This window comes from Pseudomonas moraviensis (assembly GCF_900105805.1).
Classification (GTDB): domain Bacteria; phylum Pseudomonadota; class Gammaproteobacteria; order Pseudomonadales; family Pseudomonadaceae; genus Aquipseudomonas; species Aquipseudomonas moraviensis_A.
The window spans coordinates 2,555,396-2,569,737 of the sequence record NZ_LT629788.1 but is presented as its reverse complement, the minus strand read 5'-3'; the positions used below and the strand labels follow the sequence as shown (position 1 = coordinate 2,569,737).

Here is a 14,342-nt window from a genome sequence, read left to right as displayed (position 1 = left end):
ATCTCAACTTAAGTTGATGGTGACATAGGCGCGTCGCCTGCAGGAAATGAAGACGTAATAACTCCGTCGTCCTTTAAAACCTGCCACTTCACACCGTCAACCGTTTTGGTGTGTAGGGTGGTTGTAACGCCGTCAACTTCCCGCATGAATACACCGGGTGTCGCGGCTACTTCATCTGTAACCCAAAGTATCTTGTCGTTGCTCCAGGTTTCTGGGGCTAGTGTATGTTTTCCGCCTTTCTTGGCTGACATACCGACGGTACCGTCTTTTCGTACAAGAACCATTTTGAAGTCTTGAACTTTTATCGTACCGTCTGCGTTTGTCTGTACAACGGTCATTTCGTGTTTTGGGGATTTTAAAACTTCAGAGGAATGCCCCCCAATCGGCTTATTACTGTTCGGGCTGCGCGTGCCGAACAGAATCTTATCTTGCATCTGGGCAGGCAGTGCCCCGGCGTATGGGCGATTATATGGATCAGGTGGCGCTTTTCCTTCGTCGTGTTCAGCTTTTTCCGAATCATCGGGCCTCTTACCTTTAGGTTCGTCCCCTGCGCCAGGACAGGTATTCAGCCCCAACGGATCCACCCACCCCGTTGGGTTAGGCACGTACTGATAGCTATTCAACCCACCCGCAAGCTTGATCGGATCCGGTGTCAAAAAACGCCCAGTGCCCGGATTGTAGTAGCGGTGGCGGTTGTAATGTAAGCCTGTCTCGGCGTCGAAATACTGACCCTGGAAGCGCAGCGGATTGTCGATTTCGCTGACGTCCAGTGCAGCGAGATTGCCGTAGGCGCGGTACTTCGCTGACCACATGATCTCGCCGCTGTAGTCGGTCAGTTCCTGTGGCGTGCCGAGATGGTCGAGTTGGTAGTAGAACGGGGCCGCTTTTAGCGGGCCTTCGCCGTCGAGCATTGCCAACGGGCGGAAGCTGCCCGGTTCGTAGATATAGCTGCGATAACGATTTTCTGCACTTTCGGCGATCAAGCGTTCGCCTTGCCAGAGAAATTCAGTGGTATGGCCGTCGACGGTTTTCTCGATGCGACGGCCGAAGGCATCGTATTTGTAGGATGCGGTGCTGCCACCCGGCAGGCTGACACCGATCAGGCGGTGCTGGCAGTCGTAGCGGTACTCGGTGACGAGTTTTTGTCCGGCGCCACGGCGTTCACGAATCAGGTTGCCGTAGGCGTCGTAGTCGTAATGGCGGTCGCCCTGCATGAGCAGGCGATTGCCTTTGACGTTGGCGAGGTTCGCCGCAGGCAGTTCATTTTGGCTGAGCAGGTTGCCTGCGGGGTCATGGGCGAAGCTTTCTGGCATAGCGCCGCGTACGCTGATCAGTCGGTCGAGCGGATCGTAGTGATAGCTGCGGTTGCCTTTGCGGCTGTCGCTAATGCCAGCGAGGTTGCCGTTGACGTCGTAGTTGTAGCGACGCTGGAACAGGTGTTTGTCCCGTTGGCTGACGCTGTGTGCTTGCAGGCGACCCTGTTCATCGTATTGGTATTGGCTGAGCAGCAGGCCTTGTTGGCGTTGTTGCTCGCGACCGGCGTTGAACTGGTGGCTGGTCAGGCGTGACCCGTTCAGGTCGATGCTGCTCAGGCGTCCACCGGACAAATGACGGTAATCGAGCGTGCAGCCATCCGGCAGACGGCAGTGGCTGAGTTGGCCGACGTTGTCGTATGCGTAACGCGTGGTGCCCCAACCTTGATGCTCGGTGATCAAGCGATCTTGCACGTCGTATTCATAAGCGAGCGGCCAATGGCCGTCGTCGACGTTTACCAGGCGACCCAGTGCGTCGTAGCTGTAATGAATCTCCTCACCATCGGGCAAGGTTTTGACCAGCAAACGGCCTGCGGCATCACGCTGATATTCGGTAACCAGTTCGGTGCCGTCTTCGCCAAACTCGGTTTTCTTCAGCAGTTGGCCGTTGGGGTCGTATTCGTACGCGGTGCGTCGGCCGTCGAAACCGGTTTCCTGCTGGATCAGGCCGTTCGAGTAATAATCGAGTTGATAGCGTTCGCCGCGCTCGTTCTCGATCTCGGTGAGGTTGAGTTGCGAGTTGTCGTAGCGGTAGCGCAGTTGGCTGCCGTCGGGATTGATGCGGCGGCTGACGAGGTGCAGGTTGTCGGCGTATTCGTAGCGGGTGATACGGCCGAGTTCGTCGCGTTCGGCGGTGACGCGGCCATACGGGTTGTAGGTAAACGCACGTGTGGCGCCGCCGGGCAGGGTGACCTGAGTGAGGCGGTCGACGGCATCCCATTGGTATTGGGTGATCGCGCCGAATTCATCCTGGCGAGTGATTTGCCGGCCGAGCGCATCGTAGCGATACTTGCGTTGACCTCCATCCGGCAGGCGTTCTTCCAGCAATTGGCCGAGGTTGTTCCAGCCCAGGTGATGACGACTGCCGTCGGGGTGACGGATCTCTACCAAGCGGCCCTGGTGGTCATAGCTGTATTGGGTTTCATTACCCAACGGATCAATTTGTTGAGTGATATCGCCTTGTCGGTTGTAGTCATACTGCCAACGCGCTTGGCCACGCCTGACCTCAATCAGTTGGCCATTGTAGTAGTTGTAAAGCGTTGGCTCGCCTTCCGGAGGGATCACGGCCAGCAAACGGCCGGCATTGTTGTACTGATACTCGGTGACTGCGCCCAATGCATTCTTTTCAGCAATCAAACGACCCTGATCGTCGTAGGCTTTCTGCGTTTCTGCGCCGTCCGGAGCGATTTCGCTGATGAGGCGCGCATTTTCGTCGTGTATGTAAACTTGCTCACTGCCATCGGCGTTATGAACCGTGACCGTGCCTTTGTCGTCCCACTCATAGCGTGTTTCCAAGGGTAAGTAGTTTGTCCAATGACGGACGCAGCGGGACAGCTTGCCTTCTCGCTCCCACTCCCAGAAGAAGCGGGCACCACCGGCCAATTGTCGCTCAAGGATTACATGTTGTTCGTTATAGCGGTAATGCTCGGTTTCGCCTGCAGCATTGGTTGCCGACACAAGTTGATGGCGAGCGTTGTACTCGTAGGAAACCAGTGTCTGTAAAGTCAGCCACGGATCCTGCCGTCTACCGGAATCGTCATACTCCGAGCGTTGCTGCTGTTGGTCCACGGCAATGATATGGCGGTCGTCGTAACGCAGCAGCAAGGCGCGACCGGAGCCATTGTCGATACGTTGAATGCGACCGACCAAGTCATAGCTGATATGCACCTGGTTTTCATACGAATCACTGATGGTGGTCAGTCGTTCTGCACGGAAATGATAGAACCGCGGCTTTGGCCCTGCTTGCGTGAGAATCAGCTCTCCGGGTGCATTCCCCAGAAAAATGGCCGCTTGAGCGAGGCTATTGGTGATGGCCGGTCGTTTCTCGGTCGGCTTTGGGAAACGGGTCTGGCGGTTTTCATTGTCTGTCCACAGCACGCCTTCGTCATCGATAAGCAAGCGATGAGACAACGAGTGGCTCCAGCCTGGCCCCATACGGTTGTCGATTTCAACAGCACTGCTGCGGTAGAGACGTGTCCATTCCAGCGGTAAGAGACCGCCCAGTTCGCCGTCGGTGAGTTTCAGCAACTCCTCACCCGTGACCATGGAGACGGGGTCACCGTTGGAGCAGGTTTTGTCGACGCATTGTGCGGGTTCATCAGCCGGGTTTTTTGACTGTTTAGGCGCGTTGTCGATGTTCTCCTGCTGTTCCAGGCGCGTTTCGTTCTGGGTTTTGTTTCGTGCGTGAATTTGCGCGTCGTTTTCGACTTTGCCTCCTGTCGCAGGCGAAGGACGCTTCGGAGCTGTGGCCGTTTGTGCAGGCGTGTGATCGGCGACAGTCGCCACTGCTTTTTTGCCCGAGTTGGTTACGCCGTTGCCATGAAATCTCAACGCGGCAGCAGCATCCGCATGGGGCTTGGAGCGAATCCTGCTGATTTCAATGAGCTTGGCCGTTAGCTTCTCAACCAGGTTGATCGCTTTTTGCGCCTGCAATGTGCCCTTGACCGCTTTCGCACTGGCGCGTAATGCAACCCCCAGCCCGCCGGTAAAAATGATCCCGAGGACGATATAACTTATTTCAGACTTCACTCTGGCTAGCACTTCTGTGCGAGTCTGCGGTGGCAGTAAAGTCGTCCATGCCCAAACCGCAGCGACATAAACCCACAACAATGGCTCGTCACTCGCTATCAAGAAACTGGTGCGAAGTGCTTCAGTTGAGGAGTTGTAGATTTTCTTGATGTTTTCGTCGGTGAAAAACTCCTTGAGTGTTTCGTAATTTTCACGGGGGTGAGTAACAAGCTTGAACAGCGACTTGATATCGCCCCAGATTCCCATGACGAATTTCCAGAAACCATCCCACTCCGATTGCAATTGTTGCCAGAGACGGCCAGCTATTGACGCATTGTTATGCTCCTTCCACAAAGGCAGGCATGTAGTTGTCCATTCCGAGGACAACCACTTGCTCAGATCGCCGATGACTTCGTCGTAGGATTTGAATAGACGCTCGTTGTCCGCGCTCGTCAGATCGGGGTAGAAAGTAATTCGGTAGAGCTGGCGTGGCTTCAGGTCGCTAACGACTTCAATCCCGGTTGGGCCGATTGTTTTGCGTACGGGTTGCCCGACGGTCTTGTTCTTCGAGTCGACAGGGGTCAGAACCACTGGAGTGTTGCCAATCGGCACAAAACGCGCCGATTCGAAACTATGAATCAGCGTGAGCTTTCCATTCTCGGGACAAGTGGCGAAATAAACCGGTTGGGTCTTGTCGCCCGTCGCAATGGGTTTTTTAACCTCGTCACCGACTTGAAATTGCTGCTCCATTTCCAGCCCAGGTATGAGTCTGGCGGTGGACCGATAACTCTTCAGGCAGTTCTTGAACTCTGCAATGACCTTGTTGAAGTCAGGCTGTTGAGCGGTGACATGAGTGATCGTATCCAATGGGGTCATACCACCACCTCTTTTTCCAGATAGGCCTTCAACAGCCCGGTAAAGTTTTCTTCCGTGAGTGGCGTGCGTTTAACAAAGCGCGCCACTTTTTGTTTCAGGTTCGATTCGGGAACGGAGAAATACAGATCGGCGTGTTCCTCCTGCAACCACTGCATCATGTTGCCGATAACGGTGGATGGATTTTCTGCCATCAACCCATCCAGCAAACCCTTCGGCACCTCCCACCACGGCCAGTCCCTGACCTTCGGCACCACCCGTGTGCCCACTTCCAGCGCTTGTCCATTAATCAGATACCGCTCAAACACCGGCAGCACTTCTCCAGCCTTCTCCCCAAGCCCCCGCAGGATCGGATAAATATGCCGCCCATCCCAAAACCGGAAAAACACCTCGGTGCCGTCCGGCATTTTTACCTGCGTCAGGCTGCGCAAATGTTCGAACACTTCGTTCGGCGCTGATCGCGATGTCGCCAGCCAGCCCCAGTCCAGCGCATCTGTTTCGGCGATCCAGGGCAGGAAGGCCGAATTCGGTTTGAGTTCGGTGAGGTAGGGCATCACCGGTTGCCAGGTGGAGTAGGGCGTGCCGCCCCAGATCGGCAGGAGCTGGGCGGTTGGTTCGGTGAGGTACAGGGTTTTCAGCGCGTCTGCATCGCTGGCGGCGCTGATGATCAGGTACAGGCGCTCGCCGCTTTGCAGCGGCTGTTGCGCCAGCCAGTCCTTGGGGGAAATTCGTTCAGATGGCACAGGCACCTGCCTTGCATTTTTCGCATTCTTCGCAGAACGGCGCGTTACGTTTCAGGGTGTTGATCTGCGCCGGGGTCAGGACCTGGCCGGCCTTGTCGGCGTCGGCTTGTTTCAACACGCCGGGCATCAACGGCGCCGCACCAGTCCCGCTTCCCGGGCTGCCTCCGGAGTTCATGTTGATCACCGGGCCGCTCATCGTTACGCCGCCAGCGTCGATCTTGATAAAGCTGCCACCGCCGACCAGCGTGAGTTCGGCGCCGGCTTCCATGACCACTTTCATGCCGCTGCTCAGGTGGATTTCCTGGCCTGCGTCGATGAATTGGCCGGTGCCGATCTTGATGTGCTGATTCACGCCGACAGTGAGGTGGTCGTTGGCGCGGGTTTCGACTTTGCGGTCGGCGTAGACGGTGTGGTGTTCTTCGGCCTTGAACTCGGTGTAGCTGTTCTGTTCGACGGTGTCGTGGCGTTCGTTGCCGACGCGGATCTTCTGGTCGTGCTCGATGTTTTCGTCCCAGTCGCGCTGGGCGTGCAGGTAGATCTGTTCCTGACCTTTCTTGTCTTCGATGCGCAGTTCGTTGTAACCGCCACCACCCATGGAGCTCAGGGTCTTGAAGGTGCTGCGGGTCTTGTTCGCCGGCAGTGGATAGGGAACGGTGTTTTCCTTGTGGTACAGGCAGCCGCTGATCAAGGGCTGGTCGGGGTCGCCTTCAAGGAACGTGACCAGCACTTCCATGCCGATACGCGGGATGGCGATGCCGCCGTACTGGGCGCCGGCCCAGGCGCTGGAGACGCGCAGCCAGCAGCTGGTCTTGTCGTCGGCCTGACCTTCGCGATCCCAGTGGAACTGGACTTTGACCCGGCCGTATTCGTCGCAGTGGATTTCTTCGCCTTTCGGGCCGGTGACCACCGCGCTCTGGCTGCCGAGGATGCGCGGTTTCGGGTGGCGCAGTGGCGGGCGGTTGGGCACGTCCCACGGCGTGGCCTGAAAGCGGTTGCGATAGCCCTGATGGAAATCGTCTTTCAGCGCCGTAGTGTCGCTGGTCACCGACTCTTCGAGCACCTGCGGCTGCTTGCCTTCGTGCAGGACTTCGGTGAGCAGCCACAGATCATTCCACTTGGCTTTCGGGTGTTCGGTCAGGGCGAGGAAATGGCCGCTGACCAACAACGGCTGATCGCTCTTGCCTTCGGCCAATTGGAAGTCGCTGCGATGGCGTTCGAGGGCGCGTTTGGCCAAATGCTTGCCGCGCTCGCGGTCGATGAAGCGGCCCGGGTAATCGTAGTCTTCAAGGTCGGGCAGGGCGTCGCCACGGTTCTCGCTTTCCAGGGTCAGGCGCGGTTTTTCGAAGTCGTAGTCGCGGCGGGTGGTGCGGCTGGTGCGGGTTTCCAGGCGCAGGTCGAAACGCTTGATCACCGGGTTGCTGGCGACCATGCCGGAGTCTTGCTGATAGGGCACCGGCGCCAGTTTCGGAAACACCGTCTGGTCATCGCCGAACAGCAGTTTGTGGCCTGTTGTGGTGTGCTGGAAGTGGTAGTGAATACCTTCCTCTTCGCACAGGCGCTGGATGAAGTGCAGATCCGACTCGTCGTATTGCACGCAGTAGATGCGCTCGGGATAGATCGAGCCGGTCTTGAATTCGTAGGCGTTGCTTTGGATGCCGTGCTCTTCGAGCACCATGCCGATGATTTTCGGCACGCTGAGGTTCTGGAAAATGCGCTGGTTGATGCGATGTGCGAGGTACGCCAGTCGCGGGCGCAGGGTCACCGAATAACGGGTCAGGCGCTTGCCGGAATCGCCTTGCGCGGCGCGGTAGATCTGGCCATGAATGCCGCTGCCGTCGGGCGACAGCTGCAGGAAGGCCGGTTTGTGCAGCAGGGTTTCGAGGTCCAGCGACGGCTGCTCACTGACCAGCTCCACCTCAAAGACAAAAGGCTGGCTGATGGCTTCCCGGCCGGTGAGGGTAAACACCTGAAAGTCAGCGGAAAGCCCTTCGATGGTCAGGGCAAAGTGGGTTTCATTGGCCGGCGCGAACATCCCTTGTTCCTCGTGCTGTACAGCGGCGCTCGTCGACGGCCGCAAAAAGCGGCTCAACGTACGCGAAATTCTGGAGGGGCGTAAACAACATCGACCAGCAGAGCTGGCCGATGCGTGTAACGGTCAGCCGTAATTAAACGACTGGAGCACGCCAGTCATCGGAACCCGAAGTACCGGATACTTCGTGGGTCCAGGTGATTTTGCGGTAGGTGAACTGCACTTCTTCCAGGTGGGTGAAGTGCGCGTTGCCCGGATCCTGGCAGTTGTGCATTTTGTTGTTGATGGCGACGATGATCGCGTCTTCCAGTTTGGTGGTGTAGTAGTGCTCTTGGGTGCCTTGAGCCGAAGTGCGGTACCACTGGATAACGATTTCGCTCATGCGCTCGCCGGAAGTCAGTGCGGCTTGCAGCAGAGGCGAAGCCTTGTCGTAGACCTTGGTGATCACGACTGGCTTGTGCACGCGCTGACCGGTTGGCTGACCGGATTGCGGGTCACGCGGGATGATCACGTCGTGGGTGAAAGCCTGAACCATGACCTGGTCTTCGTGGCCTTCCTGGTAGGTGTTGCCAACGGAGTCGGCGGTGAACGCGCCGGCAGTGATCAGGCCTTGTTTTTCGCCGGTAACCGACATGTACGCTGGTGTTGCCATGGGGTGCTCTCCTTGCGGATAAATTGAGGGTGCCCGGAGGCGAAATCGCCCGGTGGGTGGCTGAGGGATATCAAGGAGCGTGCCAGGTTTGGAGAGGTGCCCGGCTGGCGGGGGCGCCACGGTGGTTGGTGATCATTCGGGGCGATTTTCAGCGGAATAATCAGGAGAAAGTGCGCAAGAAGTTGCGCAGTACTGCGCAACTTCTTGCGCACTTGGCTGCAGGCCTTGCAGCGCCTGGGCTGCAGAGGATTTAGGCCCTGAAATATTACGACCTACTGCGCAACTTCTTGCGCAGTTGGGGATTTGCCGGATCCGAGGTGTTGGCTTCGCGAGCAGGCTCGCTCCCACATGGAATTCGTGGATCGCCCTAAGGCTTGGGCCTACACCGAACCTGTGGGAGCGAGCCTGCTCGCGAAGGCGGCTGTTCAGGCAAATCATTGGCGACTGACATACCGCTATCGCGAGCAGGCTCGCTCCTACAGGGGGATAAGTGGTTTGCCCCGAAGTCGTGTTCATGCGCGAAACCTGTGGGAGCGAGCCTGCTCGCGAAGGCGGCTGTTCAGGCAAATCATTGGCGACTGACACACCGCTATCGCGAGCAGGCTCGCTCCTACAGGAGAGCGGCGTAAAACTCAGGTCAGGTTGATACCCAAAGTTTCGGCACATTCTTCAAGCGAACGCCGCTGCGTCTCGGCATACAACTCCAACTCATCAATGGTCGAGCGCCCCAGCGCCTGTTCGAATGCCTGGCGATTGGAATGTTCGGCGTAATGCGTCTGCGCAGAATCACCAAGGTTCGACTGAAAAATCCCCGCCGCGCTCACCGGCAGGAAATCTTCGTACACCAGCGGCTCCGCTTTCACGTAGCCATCGCGCAGCAAGTCCTCCAAGGACGACTCACCAAGTCCTCCAGCGGCCAAACCCTTTTCCGTGGCGAAATAACGAAAGTACGCCAGCCCCTGTTCGCGCATGCCCTCGACGCTGTCAGGAAATTCCGCAAAGTGTTGAGTCATCAGCGCGTTGTAACGTGCAGCATTGGCTTCGTTGGGAAAATCGCCCAGTTCATCGCGGGCGGCGTTCAGCAGGCGGTCATACAGCGCGCGCCCCTTGGGCGTCAGGGCAGCGCCGCGTTGTTCGATTTCGCCGAACCGGGCGCTGTGGCTGCCAAGGATTTCAGGCTGGTCGGTGAAGGCGATCGGTTCGTCCAGCGCCTTGAAGCTGGTCTGGCGCAGCAGGATCAGGCACTTGCGGCGCGGTGGGCCTTCAATCACCGCTTTGGGTGTGATGCCATGGGCGGGCATCTGTGCCTGCACGGTGTCGATGTCCAGCGTACGTGGCGTAAGGTGATTGATGTGCGGGCCCTTGAACGCCACGACGTCGGCGACCAAGCGGTGCTGGGCGCTTAGTTTCTGGTACTGCGCGCCAGTGACGGTGGCGCTGTGGTGCCAGCGAAAAGTCTCCAGTGCCTGTCGGACAAATTCTGCGGCGTCAGCTTCGTTCAGCCCGCCTGCTGTTTCCGCCTGTTCAATCAGGCGGAACGCGGAGTCGGTAAAAATCGAACGCCGGGCCAGCACCGACTCGGCAAAAGAACGCAGTTCAGGGGCTTCAATCAGCTCCAGGCGCAGAAACGAGGTGAACACACGAAACGGGCTGATTCGCAGCGCCTCCTCATGCACCGCGCGAAACGCCGTCGAATGCACCGGCACGCCCGCCGGCGTCAGGTCGTAATAACCCACCGGCTGCATACCCATCACCGCGAACAGGCGGGCGAGGGTGGCCAGTTCGCTCGCCGTGCCGACGCGAATGGCACCGTGGCGTTCCATGTCCAGCCGCTCGATTTCGCCGGTGCGCCTGAGGTGCCCGGCAATCTCAGGCTGACGTGCCAGCACGTCGCGGTTGGTGTTCTCTACCAGTTCCATCAGCGCGCCGTACAGCGGCACCTCTTCGCGGTACATGTCGGACATCGCTCGGGAGAAGCGTTGGCGGATCAGGTCGGGGCTGACGAACGGCTGCACGGTCATGAAAAAAATTCCTGCCACTGTCACGGAATGGATGCCGGAAAAGATCGCAGCCTTCGCCCACGCGGGCAAACGAAGAATCCTACGAACTTCATTCTGCCAACGACTGATCCACCAGCTCGATCCAATGCTTGACCGGCGTACGCCCGGCGCTGGCCAGATGGCTCTGGCAGCCGACGTTGGACGTGACGATCAATTCCGGCCGGCCACTTTCGAGCGCATTGAGGCGCTGGTCGCGCAGTTGCCGCGCCAGCACGGGTTGGGTCAGCGAGTAAGTGCCCGCCGAGCCGCAGCACAAATGGCCGTCCGGTACCTGAGTGAGGTTGAAACCGAGTCGGGTCAGCACTGCTTCCACCGCGCCGCCGAGTTTCAGTGCGTGCTGCAAAGTGCACGGGCAATGCACGGCGATGCGCCGTTCGCTGGCGGCGCACACCTGTTCCAGCGGTTCCGCCGCGATGACTTGCACCAGATCCCGAGTCATTTCGCTGATTCGCTGTGCTTTCAACGCATAGACTGGATCGCCCGCCAGCAAATGCCCGTAATCATTGATGAACGCGCCACAACCACTGGCTGTCTGCACGATGGCTTCGGCACCGTTCTGCAGATGCGGCCACCAGGCATCGATGTTCTGTCGTGCGCGGTCGAGGCCCTTGGCCTGGGCGTCGAGGTGATAGTCGAGTGCGCCGCAACAACCGGCCTCGCTCACCGGCGTCACGCTGATGCCCAGACGATCGAGGACCCGCGCCGTCGCGTCATTGGTGTTCGGCGACAGCCCCGGTTGCACGCAACCTTCAAGCAACAACACCCGGCGCGCATGCCGTGGAGCGGGGCGCGTACTCGTAATGGCGGCGTGCTGCGGCAGTTTGCTTTCCAGCAGGCGTGGCAGCAGCGGTCGAAAGGTCGCGCCCATTCGCAGCAAGCCCTTGAACAAACCCGGATTCGGCGCCAGCGCGCGCAAGCCTTCGCGCAGCAAGCGCTGGGCTGCCGGGCGCGGCACCGCGTGATCAACCACCGCGCGGCCAATGTCGAGCAGGTTGTGATAATCGACCCCGGACGGACAGGTGGTTTCACAGTTGCGGCACGACAGGCAGCGATCCAGATGCAGCTGCGTCTGCTCGGTGGCCGGCGCGCCTTCCAGCACTTGCTTGATCAGATAAATGCGCCCGCGCGGCCCGTCGAGCTCATCGCCGAGCAATTGATAGGTCGGGCACGTCGCGTTGCAGAAGCCGCAATGCACGCAGGTGCGCAGGATTTTTTCCGCCTCGGCGGCGCGGGGTAATTGGCGCGATTGCTCGCTGAGCGTGGTTTGCATGGCTAGACCTCCGCGTACATTCGCCCGGGGTTGAACAGCCCTTGCGGGTCGAGTTGTGCCTTGAGTTGCCGGTGGTAGCGCAGCAAGGTCGGTGCCAAAGGTTGAAACGGCGAATCGGTGGCGCCGTGGGTAAAGCACGTCGCATGACCGCCAAAGGACTGGGCGAGGGCGTGAATCTCGGTGCTATCGGATTTAAGCCAGCGTTGTGCGCCCGCCCAGTCGAGCAGTTGCTCGCCGGGCAGCTCGAGCGGGCCGAGATTGTTTGGCAATGACAGGCGCCACAGCGGCAAGCCTTCGTCGAAAAACCTCAGGCGCTGTTCGTTGTGATCGCGCCAGAAAACCGAATCCAGCGGTTCGCCGCCGAGGCGTTGATGCGCCGCCGTCACCGATCCTTCGCCACCTTCCAGGCGCAAATACAGACTTTGGCCGTCGTGACACGCGGCGCTGATCGGCAGCGGTTGCTGACCCCACTCGGCGAGTTTGCTCAAAGCGCGGACACAATCGATGTCGAGGCGAATGCTCAGGCACTGGCGTGGTTTCGGCAGGACTTTCAGCGACACTTCGGTCAGCACGCCGAGGCAGCCGAAACTCCCGGCCATCAGTCGCGACAGGTCGTAACCGGCGACGTTTTTCATCACTTCGCCGCCGAAGCGCAGATGCTGACCGAGACCGGTGATCACCCGCGTGCCGAGGACGAAATCGCGTACCGAACCGGACCACGGCCGGCGTGGCCCGGACAACCCTGCGGCGATCATGCCGCCGACCGTGGCACTGTCAGCGAAGGACGGCGGTTCGCAGGGCAGCATTTGCCCGGCGTCATCCAGCGCCGCGAGCAGCTCGGACAATGGCGTGCCGGCGCGCACCGTGACCACCAGTTCCGTCGGATCGTACTGGACGATGCCGCGATGGGCGCGGCTGTCAAGCACTTCGCCGGCCACCTCGCGGCCGAGAAACGCCTTGCTGTTGCCGCCCTGAATCTTCAGCGGCGTGGCATTGGCCCGCGCGGCGTTGACCTGATCGAGCAGGGCCTCGGCGGCATCGAAATCAGCCATCAGAATCGCTCCAGCTCGGGGAAGGGCAGTTGCCCGGCGTGGATGTGCATGGCGCCGAATTCGGCGCAGCGGTGCAGGGTCGGAATGTTCTTGCCGGGGTTGAGCAGGCCCTGCGGATCGAATGCGGCTTTGACCGCATGAAACAGCAGCAACTCGTCGCTGTTGAACTGCGCGCACATCTGATTGATTTTCTCGCGCCCGACGCCGTGCTCACCGGTAATGCTGCCGCCGACCTTCACGCACAGTTCGAGGATCTTGCCGCCCAATGCCTCGGCGCGATGCAGCTCGCCCGGCTGGTTGGCGTCGAACAGGATCAGGGGGTGCATGTTGCCGTCACCGGCGTGGAAAACGTTGGCCACGCGCAAGCCAAATTCCTCGCCGAGGCTGGCGATACCTTGCAGCACAGCGGGCAGTTCGCGGCGCGGGATGGTGCCGTCCATGCAGTAATAATCCGGCGACAACCTACCGATCGCCGGGAAGGCATTTTTGCGCCCGGCCCAGAAACGCACGCGTTCGGCCTCGTCCTGAGCCTGGCGCACCTCAGTGGCCCCGGCTGCTGTCATCACTTCGCGCACGCGCTGGCAATCGTCGTGCACGTCGGCTTCGACGCCGTCGAGTTCGCACAGCAGAATCGCCTCGGCATTGACCGGGTAACCGGCGTGGATAAAGTCTTCAGCGGCGCGAATGGCCAGGTTGTCCATCATTTCCAGACCACCGGGGATGATCCCGGCGGCGATGATTTCGGCGACCGCGCGGCCGGCCTTTTCCACTGAATCGAAACTGCCAAGCAAAACCTTGGCGACTTGCGGTTTGGGCAACAGCTTCACCGTGACTTCGGTGATGATGCCCAGCAATCCCTCGGAGCCAGTGAACAAGGCGAGCAGGTCAAAACCGGCTGAATCGAGCGCCTCGGAGCCCAGTGTCAAGCGTTCGCCCTCGATGGTCAGCACTTCGATTTTCAGCACGTTGTGCACGGTCAGGCCGTACTTGAGGCAATGCACGCCACCTGCGTTTTCCGCGACGTTGCCGCCGATCGAACAGGCGATCTGCGATGACGGATCGGGCGCGTAATACAGGCCGAACGGAGCTGCGGCCTGGGAGATGGCGAGGTTGCGCACGCCGGGTTGAACCCGCGCGATACGTGCGGCGGGGTCGATATGCAGGATGTTGTTGAAGCGCGCCATCACCAGCAGCAGGCCTTTTTCCAGTGGCAGCGCGCCGCCAGACAATCCCGTGCCGGCACCCCGGGCGACCACCGGCACATTGTTCCGATGGCAAAGTTTCAGCAGGGTTTGCACTTGCTCGATTCGCCGGGGCAGGGCGACCAGCATGGGCGTGGTGCGGTAGGCGGAGAGGCCGTCGCATTCGTAGGGCTTGAGTTCATCCTCGCGCCAGAGAATGTCCAGATCCGGCAGGGCCTGCTGCAGGGCCTTGAGCAGTTCGGCCTTGTTCACTTCGGGTAAAGGACCGTCGAGGCGTTCGTCGTAAAGGATGTTCATCGCCCACCGCCGATGTCCTGTAGAAATACCCACCTGTGGTGAGGGAGCTTGCTCCCGCTGGGGCGCGAAGCGGCCCCTCTGCTACCAATGCGCGTCTGATTCAACGCGCCGGGATTGGGTCTGC

The 14,342-nt window shown here is 59.5% G+C and carries 8 protein-coding genes; all 8 read right to left on the bottom strand.

Features of this window, described 5'->3' with window-relative positions; translation table 11 throughout:
* Positions 1–8: 8 nt before the first annotated feature.
* Positions 9–4,916 (bottom strand): RHS repeat-associated core domain-containing protein, encoded by a 4,908-nt coding sequence (locus BLU71_RS11440; RefSeq protein WP_082367861.1) that lies wholly within the window; start codon positions 4,914–4,916, stop codon positions 9–11.
* Positions 4,913–5,656: a DUF4123 domain-containing protein gene (locus tag BLU71_RS11435; protein WP_083353121.1), complete on the bottom strand. Its 744-nt coding sequence runs from the start codon at positions 5,654–5,656 to the stop codon at positions 4,913–4,915. Before BLU71_RS11435 ends, BLU71_RS11440 begins: the two co-directional genes overlap by 4 nt.
* Positions 5,646–7,688 carry a type VI secretion system tip protein TssI/VgrG gene (gene tssI, locus BLU71_RS11430; RefSeq protein WP_083353120.1) on the bottom strand — a complete coding sequence of 681 codons (2,043 nt, stop codon included), beginning with the start codon at positions 7,686–7,688 and terminating at the stop codon, positions 5,646–5,648. The genes BLU71_RS11435 and tssI overlap by 11 nt, the downstream gene beginning before the upstream one ends.
* Before the next feature lie 133 nt (positions 7,689–7,821).
* The gene (locus BLU71_RS11425; RefSeq protein WP_007949952.1) at positions 7,822–8,337 is read right to left on the bottom strand and encodes an Hcp family type VI secretion system effector; all 516 of its coding nucleotides are present in this window, start codon (positions 8,335–8,337) and stop codon (positions 7,822–7,824) included.
* A gap of 632 nt (positions 8,338–8,969) precedes the next feature.
* Positions 8,970–10,358 (bottom strand): VOC family protein, encoded by a 1,389-nt coding sequence (locus BLU71_RS11420; RefSeq protein WP_083353119.1) that lies wholly within the window; start codon positions 10,356–10,358, stop codon positions 8,970–8,972.
* Positions 10,359–10,446: 88 nt separating this feature from the next.
* A complete protein-coding gene (gene glcF / locus BLU71_RS11415) occupies positions 10,447–11,667 on the bottom strand; it encodes a glycolate oxidase subunit GlcF (protein ID WP_083353118.1) in 1,221 nt (406 codons plus the stop codon).
* A gap of 2 nt (positions 11,668–11,669) precedes the next feature.
* The gene (glcE, locus tag BLU71_RS11410) at positions 11,670–12,719 is read right to left on the bottom strand and encodes a glycolate oxidase subunit GlcE (protein WP_083353117.1); all 1,050 of its coding nucleotides are present in this window, start codon (positions 12,717–12,719) and stop codon (positions 11,670–11,672) included.
* The gene (glcD, locus tag BLU71_RS11405; RefSeq protein ID WP_083353116.1) at positions 12,719–14,218 is read right to left on the bottom strand and encodes a glycolate oxidase subunit GlcD; all 1,500 of its coding nucleotides are present in this window, start codon (positions 14,216–14,218) and stop codon (positions 12,719–12,721) included. The genes glcE and glcD overlap by 1 nt, the downstream gene beginning before the upstream one ends.
* Positions 14,219–14,342 lie beyond the last annotated feature (124 nt).

Bases quoted from the DNA above. Each gene is read 5' to 3' on its own strand.
- BLU71_RS11425 (WP_007949952.1), bottom strand. From the start codon at position 8,337: ATGGCAACACCAGCGTACATGTCGGTTACCGGCGAAAAACAAGGCCTG.
- glcF (WP_083353118.1), bottom strand. From the start codon at position 11,667: ATGCAAACCACGCTCAGCGAGCAATCGCGCCAATTACCCCGCGCCGCC.
- BLU71_RS11440 (WP_082367861.1), bottom strand. From the start codon at position 4,916: ATGACCCCATTGGATACGATCACTCATGTCACCGCTCAACAGCCTGAC.
- BLU71_RS11420 (WP_083353119.1), bottom strand. From the start codon at position 10,358: ATGACCGTGCAGCCGTTCGTCAGCCCCGACCTGATCCGCCAACGCTTC.
- glcD (WP_083353116.1), bottom strand. From the start codon at position 14,218: ATGAACATCCTTTACGACGAACGCCTCGACGGTCCTTTACCCGAAGTG.
- glcE (WP_083353117.1), bottom strand. From the start codon at position 12,719: ATGGCTGATTTCGATGCCGCCGAGGCCCTGCTCGATCAGGTCAACGCC.
- tssI (WP_083353120.1), bottom strand. From the start codon at position 7,688: ATGTTCGCGCCGGCCAATGAAACCCACTTTGCCCTGACCATCGAAGGG.